This is a genomic window from Fulverythrobacter fulvus (assembly GCF_037154085.1).
Taxonomy (GTDB): Bacteria; Pseudomonadota; Alphaproteobacteria; order Sphingomonadales; family Sphingomonadaceae; genus Andeanibacterium; species Andeanibacterium fulvum.
In genome coordinates, this window is record NZ_JBANRM010000001.1 from 84,390 (window position 1) to 93,577 (window position 9,188).

General features: G+C 63.2%; 11 protein-coding genes and 1 tRNA gene. 9 read left to right on the forward strand and 3 right to left on the reverse strand.

Annotated elements, in window-relative coordinates; translation table 11 throughout:
* Nucleotides 1–94: 94 nt before the first annotated feature.
* A complete protein-coding gene (locus WFP36_RS00425; protein ID WP_336976931.1) occupies nucleotides 95–262 on the reverse strand; it encodes a Flp family type IVb pilin in 168 nt (55 codons plus the stop codon).
* Between the two features lie 104 nt (nucleotides 263–366).
* Complete coding sequence (locus WFP36_RS00430) at nucleotides 367–555, reverse strand: Flp family type IVb pilin (RefSeq protein WP_336976933.1); 189 nt, start codon at nucleotides 553–555, stop codon at nucleotides 367–369.
* Between the two features lie 77 nt (nucleotides 556–632).
* Between WFP36_RS00430 and WFP36_RS00435 the strand changes: the two genes are divergently transcribed.
* The 4 genes from WFP36_RS00435 (at nucleotide 633) to folE (ending at nucleotide 2,555) form a co-directional block, all read left to right on the forward strand.
* Nucleotides 633–1,067, forward strand: coding sequence for an NUDIX domain-containing protein (locus WFP36_RS00435; RefSeq protein ID WP_336976935.1), 435 nt, complete (start codon nucleotides 633–635; stop codon nucleotides 1,065–1,067).
* Between the two features lie 45 nt (nucleotides 1,068–1,112).
* A tRNA-Arg gene (locus WFP36_RS00440) sits at nucleotides 1,113–1,189 on the forward strand.
* 200 nt (nucleotides 1,190–1,389) lie between these two features.
* Nucleotides 1,390–1,881 (forward strand): hemerythrin domain-containing protein, encoded by a 492-nt coding sequence (locus WFP36_RS00445; protein ID WP_336976937.1) that lies wholly within the window; start codon nucleotides 1,390–1,392, stop codon nucleotides 1,879–1,881.
* A gap of 98 nt (nucleotides 1,882–1,979) precedes the next feature.
* Nucleotides 1,980–2,555, forward strand: a complete 576-nt coding sequence (gene folE, locus WFP36_RS00450) for a GTP cyclohydrolase I FolE (RefSeq protein WP_336976939.1) — start codon at nucleotides 1,980–1,982, stop codon at nucleotides 2,553–2,555.
* Nucleotides 2,556–2,636: 81 nt separating this feature from the next.
* Here folE and WFP36_RS00455 read toward each other — a convergent pair whose 3' ends face one another.
* Entirely contained in the window at nucleotides 2,637–3,116 is a 480-nt protein-coding gene (locus WFP36_RS00455) for a peroxiredoxin (RefSeq protein WP_336976941.1), read from the reverse strand.
* Between the two features lie 183 nt (nucleotides 3,117–3,299).
* Between WFP36_RS00455 and WFP36_RS00460 the strand changes: the two genes are divergently transcribed.
* From WFP36_RS00460 to WFP36_RS00480, 5 genes are all read left to right on the forward strand, one after another.
* On the forward strand, nucleotides 3,300–3,758 hold the full coding sequence (locus WFP36_RS00460) for an S-adenosyl-L-homocysteine hydrolase (protein WP_336976942.1): 459 nt from the start codon (nucleotides 3,300–3,302) through the stop codon (nucleotides 3,756–3,758).
* A 134-nt stretch (nucleotides 3,759–3,892) separates the two neighbouring features.
* On the forward strand, nucleotides 3,893–5,305 hold the full coding sequence (ahcY, locus tag WFP36_RS00465) for an adenosylhomocysteinase (RefSeq protein ID WP_336976944.1): 1,413 nt from the start codon (nucleotides 3,893–3,895) through the stop codon (nucleotides 5,303–5,305).
* A 120-nt stretch (nucleotides 5,306–5,425) separates the two neighbouring features.
* On the forward strand, nucleotides 5,426–7,768 hold the full coding sequence (locus WFP36_RS00470) for a sensor histidine kinase (protein ID WP_336976946.1): 2,343 nt from the start codon (nucleotides 5,426–5,428) through the stop codon (nucleotides 7,766–7,768).
* Entirely contained in the window at nucleotides 7,765–8,208 is a 444-nt protein-coding gene (gene tsaE, locus WFP36_RS00475) for a tRNA (adenosine(37)-N6)-threonylcarbamoyltransferase complex ATPase subunit type 1 TsaE (RefSeq protein WP_336976948.1), read from the forward strand. The genes WFP36_RS00470 and tsaE overlap by 4 nt, the downstream gene beginning before the upstream one ends.
* The gene (locus WFP36_RS00480) at nucleotides 8,205–9,176 is read left to right on the forward strand and encodes an aminoglycoside phosphotransferase family protein (protein WP_336976949.1); all 972 of its coding nucleotides are present in this window, start codon (nucleotides 8,205–8,207) and stop codon (nucleotides 9,174–9,176) included. The genes tsaE and WFP36_RS00480 overlap by 4 nt, the downstream gene beginning before the upstream one ends.
* Nucleotides 9,177–9,188 lie beyond the last annotated feature (12 nt).

Sequence of the window (9,188 nt, forward strand, 5' to 3'; positions counted from 1 at the left end):
TTCCGGTTCGCCAAGCACTACGTGAGGCGGGCAAATGAAAAGGGCGGCAGGTTTCCCTGCCGCCCTTTCCTGATTGGTCTGACGACCCAGGCGATTATTCGCCGGCCATCTTGGTCTTGACGTCGGTGAACGTCGTGCTCAGCTGGTTGCCCAGCGAACCCATGGCAGTCACGGCGGCAACGGCGATAAGTGCGGCGATCAGGCCGTATTCGATTGCGGTGGCGCCGGCTTCGTCGCGCAGCAGCTTGTTGATGAACTTCATGGCTAGTCTCCTGGTTCAGTCTTCGAGCCCGGGCCAACCCCACATGACTGGTTCGGGCAGATTTTGTCTACGTGGCAAAGGTTGAAAAAGAGCTAATCCCTAGTTTAAGAGCCCCCCATTGCGGTGGTGGCCGTCTGGCTGATTTTGCCCCACAAGCCTCCGTTACCGTTACCGACGCCTTGCATGGCGCCGACAATCGCAATGACAATCAGTGACACGATCAGTCCATATTCGACGGCGGTAGCCCCCCTGGCATCAGCCAGGATTTCCTTGATCAGAATTGATCTGTTCATTTCAGGTTACCCCCGTCCAATTCGGACTGACCATGCTGTTTTCGCAGAACAGTCCTAACGAAAGGTTTCCAGTGAGAGTGGTTCTGCAAAAAAATCCGACATTGATGCTCGTGGTGGCTGCCGCCATCGCGGGCGAGGGGGGGCGTGTGCTGATGCACAGGCGCCCGCCGCACAAGCATCATGGGGGCTTGTGGGAGTTTCCCGGCGGGAAGGTGGAGCCTAGTGAAACCCCTGAAAATGCGCTGATTCGAGAGATCGAGGAGGAGCTGGGGCTGCTTCTGGACCCGGCAGGGATCAGTCCTGCGGGATTTGCCGAATCCGTGCCCGACGGAACGAATCCGGCGATTGTCATCCTTCTTTACACTGCCGACATTTGGGCGGGGGAGCCCTTTGCCCACGAAGGCGGAGGCTGGGGCTGGTTCACGATCGAAGAGGCAAGGGCGCTCGAGAAGCCGCCCTTGGACGTGGTTTTGCTGGAAGGATTGAACAAATTGAAAAAAGGCATCGGATAGGGATTGCCAAGCAGGAACCATCCCCCTATTGGGCGCCCTCCAAGCGCGCCCGTAGCTCAGCTGGATAGAGCATCAGACTACGAATCTGAGGGTCGGACGTTCGAATCGTTCCGGGCGCGCCAACAAACTAAAGGGCCATCCCTGCGAAGGGGTGGCCCTTTGTTTTTGCCTGTCGGTCTTTGCCCAAGGCGGCGCCTTTGGCGCGATGCGCGACAGCGCGTTTCCCCGCACATCCCGCACGTTTCCCCGCCTCCCTTGGAACGTCAGGCTGCGCCAGCCCGTTTTTCCAACTCCCATTGCCTTTGCGATACGGAGGACAAGAATGGCTTCCCGCACCGATATCTTCGAACGCCTCAAGCAGGATCACGATCTTCACCGCGATCTCCTGGATCGGCTTGAGCACACTCATGGTGAAAGCGCGGAACGCTCCCAATTGTTCGAACGTCTCACTTTCGAGCTGAAGGGCCATGCGGCGGCGGAGGAGCAGGCGCTCTATTCCACCATGATGCGCAAGCCCGAGACGACAGATGAGACGCGCCATTCGGTTGCCGAGCATCACGAGATCGAAGAGGCGCTCAACGATATCGCCGCCACGGACATGGCGAGCGGCGCTTGGCTGGTGAAATTCCGCCAGCTCAAGCACGATTACCTCCATCATATCGACGAAGAGGAAGAGGAGCATTTCCCCGACTTCGCCGAACACCTCACCAAGGAAGACGAGATATTCATGAAGCGCATCTTCGAGCGCCGGAAGGCGGCGGAGACGGCCGAGGCGGAAGTGACGCCGGAACGCAAGGAAGACGCCAAGGAGTAGGCCCCTGACCATGCGGGCACTTGGCTTAGCGCTTCCAGACCTCTAACGGACCTGCCATGGCGCCGCCTTGAGAGGCGGGCGTGGCAGGACAGAAAAGCATGAGCACCAAAATCCCCGTGCCCGAAGAGGTGCAGGAAGCCATCCGCACCCTGATCCGCTGGGCAGGCGACGATCCAACCCGCGAGGGCCTCGTCGACACGCCCAAGCGTGTAGCCCGCGCGTGGAAGGAATATTGCGAAGGCTATAGCGACGATCCCGGCATCCACCTCTCTCGGGTGTTCGAGGAGGTCGGGGGCTATGACGAGATCGTGCTGCTGAAGGATATCCCGTTCCAGTCGCATTGCGAGCATCATATGGCCCCGATTATCGGCAAGGCGGCCATCGCCTATCTGCCGACGGATCATGTGGTGGGCATCTCCAAGCTGGCCCGCGTGCTGCATGGCTATGCGCGGCGCCTGCAGGTGCAGGAACGCCTGACTGCCGAAGTGGCCGACTGCATCGAGCGCCACTTGAAGCCGCGCGGCGTTGCCGTGGTGATCGAGGCGAGCCATTCCTGCATGACCGCGCGCGGCGTGCGCACGCCCGGCGTGGGCATGGTGACGAGCCGGGTGACCGGCGTGTTCCGCAAGGATCACCGCAGCCGCGAGGAAGTGCTCAAGCTGATGGGTTATTGACCCGTCTCAGGGCCAACGCCGTCCAACAAAAAAGCCCGCCATCTCAGGCGGGCTTTTTCTTTGCCGGTCGATGGTCGCCGGTCAGAGTTGGCCGAGCATGTATTCGGCGCTGGAGACGTTGAAGTCGCCCGGTGCCTCGACGTTCAGTTCTTCGACCACGCCGTCATTCACCAGCACCGAAAAGCGCTGGCCGCGCGTGCCCATGCCGAAGCCGCTGCCGTCCATGGTGAGGCCGAGGGCCTTCACGAAATCGCCATTGCCGTCAGCCAGCATGGTCACGGCGTCGGAACCGGAGGCCTTGCCCCAGGCGCCCATCACGAAGGCGTCGTTCACTGCGGTGCAGGCGATTTCGTCCACGCCCTTGGCCTTCAACTCGTCGGCCTTTTCGACATAGCCCGGCAGGTGCTTGGCCGAGCAGGTGGGGGTGAAGGCACCCGGCACGGAGAACAGTGCCACTTTCTTGCCCGCGAAATATTCGCCCGACTGCACAGCTTCGGGACCGTTCGCGGTCACCTTCACCAGCTTTACGTCAGGCAGCTTGTCACCAACTGCAATCGTCATGTGAAATCCCTTTCCAGAGCCTTTTTCCGTCCTGCGCGGGGATAGGCTGCAAGGGCAGGGGCGCGCAACCGGGAGTTTCTTGGCCGATGGTTAATTTCGCTTCACGATGCATGTTGAAGATCAGGTAAACGCGATCGGCGAACCTGCTCCACAGCGGATCATTCCGCGAGTGGAGACAGGGCAATGAAACTGAACACATGGGTTGCAGCGGCTTTGTCCGCTGCGGCGCTTCTCGCACCGGTGCCGGCCCAGGCCGCGCCGAGCGATGACGCCGAAAAAGTCCGCCGCCTGGACATCATGCTGATGGTGAGTGCGCTTCGGTGCCGCACCACGGCCGATGGCTTCCAGGACGATTACAACCGCTTCTCGTCCGCGCATCTGGGCGAGCTCAACGCCTCGGCAGGCACGCTGAAACGCAATCTGGAGGCTCGCTATGGGGCGGCGGGCGCCAAGCGCGAACTGGACCGGATGAGCGTGAGCATGGCCAATAGCTACGGTCAGGGCCACCCCTGGCTGGGCTGCCGCGAATTGAAGGAGGCCACGCAGGGCCTCGCGCAGAATCACGCGCCGGGGGCGTTGCTATCCGCTGCCGACGAACTCCTGGGCGACAGCGGACGCTCATCGCTGGTGGCGGGATACTGACCGCTTCATCGATATTCCCCGTGGCCGGACTTTACCTCCGGTCCCTGCAGCGTCTAAGGGCGGCTTCCTAAGGGATGCCGCCCTCTTTTTCCCTCGGCATCCGCCAATGTGTTCCAAACGCAGGAGAATGTGCAGTGGCGACCAATGTTGCGGAGATTGCCGGCGATTACGTCGTAAAGGACATTTCGCTTGCCGATTACGGGCGGGCCGAAATCGCCATCGCCGAGACCGAAATGCCCGGCCTGATGGCCCTGCGCGAAGAATATGGCGCTTCGCAGCCGCTCAAGGGCGCGCGGATCACCGGATCGCTTCACATGACGATCCAGACTGCGGTGCTGATCGAGACGCTGGTCGCGCTGGGCGCGGATGTGCGCTGGGCCACCTGCAACATCTTCTCGACGCAGGACCATGCTGCTGCGGCCATTGCCGCCGCGGGCATTCCCGTCTTCGCGATCAAGGGCGAAAGCCTGGGCGAATATTGGGACTATGTCGGCAACATCTTCGACTGGGGCCAGGACACTACGGCGAACATGATCCTCGACGATGGCGGCGACGCCACCATGTTTGCCCTGTGGGGCGCGCGGGTCGAAGCGGGCGACGAACTGCCCGAACCCGCCAATGCCGAGGAAATCGAATTCCAGCGTGCACTGAAGGCCTTCCTCAAGGCGCGTCCCGGCTATCTCACCGAAACGGTGAAGGCCATCAGGGGCGTCTCGGAAGAAACCACCACGGGCGTCCACCGCCTCTATCACATCGCCAAGAACGGCAAGCTGCCTTTCCCGGCGATCAATGTGAATGACAGCGTGACCAAGTCGAAGTTCGACAACCTCTATGGCTGCAAGGAATCGCTGGTCGACGCCATCCGCCGTGCAACCGACGTAATGCTGGCCGGCAAGGTCGCCTGCGTTGCGGGCTTCGGCGATGTGGGCAAGGGCTCTGCAGCCTCGCTGCGCCAGGGCGGCGCACGCGTGATGGTAACCGAAATCGATCCCATCTGCGCCCTGCAGGCCGCCATGGAAGGCTATGAAGTCGTGACCATGGAAGACGCGGTGAAGCGCTGCGATATCTTCGTGACGGCTACCGGCAACGAAGACGTGATCACGGCCGAGCACATGAAGGCGATGAAGCCGATGGCGATCGTCTGCAATATCGGCCACTTCGACAGCGAGATCCAGATTGCGGCGCTCGACAATTACGATTGGACCGAGATCAAGCCGGGCACCGATCTGGTCACCTTCCCGGATGGCAAGCAGATCATCGTGCTGGCCAAGGGCCGCCTGGTGAATCTGGGCTGCGCTACCGGCCATCCCAGCTTCGTGATGTCCTCCAGCTTCACCAACCAGGTGCTGGCCCAGATCGAACTGTTCACCAAGGGCGACGATTACGCCAACCAGGTCTATGTGCTGCCCAAGCATCTGGACGAGAAGGTGGCCGCGCTGCACCTCGAAAAGCTGGGCGTGAAGCTCACTACGCTGACCCCGAAGCAGGCCGACTATATCGGCGTGCCGAAGGAAGGGCCGTTCAAGCCCGAGCATTATCGTTACTGATCCTGACCGGAGCGGCGGGGAAACCTGCCGCTCCGATCATCGCTTTCCACAGGGCTTTCCACAGGGCGTTCGCCTGCGATACCATTGTAATCGCGGCCTGCCGGGCATAGCGAAGTCGTAATGGAAATGAGCCCGACCGCATTGGCCCTGCTCGGCCTGCTGCTGGCGGTGTGGACGCTTGGCGCCGCGCTGCTGGTGCTGCGCGCTAATGCCGCCGCGCGCGGGGCGGACGGCGCCCGCCGGGCCGCCAAGCGGCTCGCCCGGATGGTCGACGAATCGCCCGCCGTTCCGATGCTCGTACGCGCCGATGGGCGGATCGAGGCGCCTGAAAGGCTGGCCTCGTGGCTGGGGCTCGACAAGGTGCCCGGCTATCTCTCCGAACTCGATGCGCGGTTGCACGGGCTTGCGACCGATCAGCTTGCCCAGCTCGATACCAATGTCCGCCGTGCACAGAAAACGGGCGCGCCGTTCCGCATGGTGGTGACCCCGCGCGGAACCACGCGCAGCCTTGCCGTGCAGGGCCACCTTGCCGACCCGGCAGTTTCTCCGGGTGGTGCAGCTCTGGTGTGGTTCTTCGACTTTTCGGACAGCCAGAGCGAGTTGTCGCGCCTTCGCGCGGAAGCGGCGCGCGCGCGTGACGATTTTGCGGCCCTGGTGGGCCTGATCGAGGCTGCGCCCATGCCGATGTGGTTCCGCGGGCCCGACATGAAGCTGCAACTGGTCAATTCCGCTTATGTCGATGCAGTAGGCGCGGTGAGCGCCGATGCCGTGGTCGAAGGGCAGGTGGAACTGATCGAAGCCGTCGACGGGCTTTCCGCCGCGCAGGTTGCGGGGCAGGCCCATGCGAAGGATTTGCCGATCGAGCGGATCGTCTCGGCCACCATAGGCGGCCAGCGCCGTGCACTGCGGGTCAGCGACTTGCCGCTGGGTGCGGAGGGCGTTGCCGGATACGCCGTCGATATCGAGGACATGGAAGAGCTTGGCCGGGCCTTCAAGGCCTTCCGCGAAGCCCAGGTCTCGATGCTCGATCAGTTGAGCGTTGGCGTGGCGCAGTTCGATGGGCGGCGCATGCTGACCTTCGCCAACCAGCCCTTCCAGCGCCTGTTCAAGCTGCCCGGCTCCATCGCCATCGATCCCCCCGATTTCGACCGTTTCCTCGACATTGCCCGCGATGCGCACAGGGTGCCCGAAACACGGGATTTCCCAGCCTGGCGCCGCGAACTGGGCACATGGTTCGCTGCGGGCGCGCCGAAGGAGGACGCCTGGCCTCTATCCGACGGCACGCATCTGCGCATGGTTGCCCAGCCCATGCCCGACGGCGGGATCGTGCTGGTGGCCGAGGACCGGACCGAGCAACTCGCTTTGTCCGCCACGCGCGACACCTTGCTGCGCACGCGCACGGCCACTTTCGATTCGCTGTTCGAATCCCTCGCGGTGTTTGCGCCGGATGGGCGGCTGCAATTGTGGAACCGGCGCTTTCTGGCGGTGTGGGGGCTGGAAGGCGAATTCCTCGATGCCCATCCGCATGTGGAGGCGTTGCTCAGCCAGTTGCGCAATCGCCTTGCCAAGCCCGGACAGGCGGATTCCATCGGCAATGTGGTCCGCGCCGCCACGCTCGATCGCAAGCAGAAGAGTGGGCGGGTGGTTCTGGCCGATGGGCGCACGCTGGAATTTGCAGGCGTGCCGCTCCCCGATGGCAATGGCTTGCTCACCGTGCTCGACATCACGGATTCGCAGAAGGCAGAGGCTGCCCTGCGCGAACGCAATGCCGCGCTGGAAGAAGCTGACGCGGTGAAGACGCGTTTCCTCGCCAACATGTCCTATGAATTCCGCACGCCGCTCACCTCCATCGGCGGCTTTGCCGAACTGCTGCAGAGCGGCGTGGCGGGCGAGCTTTCGGAGCAGGGCAGGGAATATGTCTCCGCGATCCTCGAATCGGTCGCCAGGCTGGGGGAGCAGATCGAAAGCGTGCTGGACCTCTCGCAAAGCGAGGCGGGCATGCTTCCGCTCGATCTGGTCGATCTCGACGTATTCCCCTTCCTCACCGGCATCGTGCGCGACCGTGAAGCCACGATTACCGGCAGGGGGCTGTCGCTGGAATTGCGGGGCGACCGTTCGGCAGGGCGAGTGAAGGCCGACAAGCGCAGGCTTGGCCGCGCGGTCGGCCATATCGTGGACAATGCCATCGCCGCGACGCCGGAGGGCGGGAAGATTCTCGTCGATCTGTCACGGGGCAAGCATGGCCTGCGGATCGTGGTATCGGACAATGGTGCCGGCATGACCCAGGCCGAGGCGGCGCGGGCGCTGGAAGGCTACAAGGTGGCGCATGACGGCAAGACGGTGGAACGCCGACAGGGCCTCGGCCTGCCGCTCGCCCGCCAGCTGATCGAGGCACACGGCGGCAAGCTCTCGCTGCTCTCCGAAAAGGGCATGGGCACAACCGTGACGATCAGCCTGCCATGATCGTGGACCTGCCCGATCTTGCCGCGATGGAGGCCTTTGGTGCGCGGATTGCGCGGCAATTGCGGCCGGGTGACGTAATCGCGCTGACCGGTGGGCTGGGCGCGGGCAAGACCACGCTCGCCCGCGCGATTATCGCCGCCTTGGGGCATGAGGGCGAAGTGCCGTCCCCCAGCTTCACCATTATCGAGACCTACGATCCGCCTGCTGTCCGCCTGCCGCTGGTCCATGCCGATTTCTATCGCCTGTCCCGCCCGGAAGAAGCGGAAGAACTGGGGTTGGAGGATTATCGCGAGGGCGCTGCGATGATCGCGGAATGGCCCGACCATGCAGGCGGTTTCGCACACGAGCCGGGCTGCCTTTCCATCTCGCTGGAAATTGACGGTGAAGGGCGCAAGGCCGTTGTCGAATCCGGGGCAGATTGGGTAGGGCGGTTTTCATGAGCTTGCCTGACGGTATCCATCAATTCCTCGCCAGCGCAGGTTGGCAGGACGCGTCCATCGAAGCCCTGCCGGGGGATGCGAGTTTCCGCCGCTATTTCCGCATCCGGAACGGCGGGAAGACTGCCATGTTGATGGACGCGCCGCCACCCAACGAGGACCCGGGGCCGTTTCTCGATGTTGCCCATTGGCTCACCGCACATGGCCATCGTGCACCCGCTATCTATGCGGAAGACCGGGCACGCGGCCTCGTGCTGCTGGAGGATTTCGGCGCCGACCGCATGCGGGACTGGCTGGACCTGCACCCCGGTGCGGAACCGGAAACCTACCGCAAGGCGATCGATGCGCTGGTGAGCCTCCACCGCTCTCCGCCGGGGCCGTTCGCGCCCTACGACATGGCGGTCTATCAGCGCGAGGCGGGGCTGTTCCCGGAATGGTATTGCCCTGCCGCAGGCGTTGAAGTTGACGCGCAATCCTATGCGCAGGCGTGGGAAGAGGTCATGGCGCCGGTCATCGCCCGGCAGGAGCCCGGCGTTACGGTGCTGCGGGACTATCATGCGGAAAACATCATGCTGCTGCCGCAAGGCGAGCAGGGGTTGATCGACTTCCAGGACGCGCTGGTGGGCCATCCGGCCTATGACATCGTCTCGCTGCTGCAGGATGCAAGGCGCGACGTGTCGCTGCAGCTGGAGCAGGCCATGCTCGACCATTATCTGGCGCAGGTGGATGCCGGGCCGGAATTTCTGGCCGATTATGCCCGCCTCGGCGCGCAGCGTAATGCTAAGATCGTGGGTATCTTCGCCCGGCTCTGGAAGCGGGATGGCAAGCCGCGCTATCTGGCGTTCATCCCGCGCGTGTGGGAAGCGCTGGAGCGCGATCTCGCTCATCCCGCGCTTGCACCTGTCGCGCGCTGGTTCGATGCCAATATCCCGGCGGAAATGCGGGAAAGGCGCGGGGGAGGGCTGGGTTGACCACACTCGCAA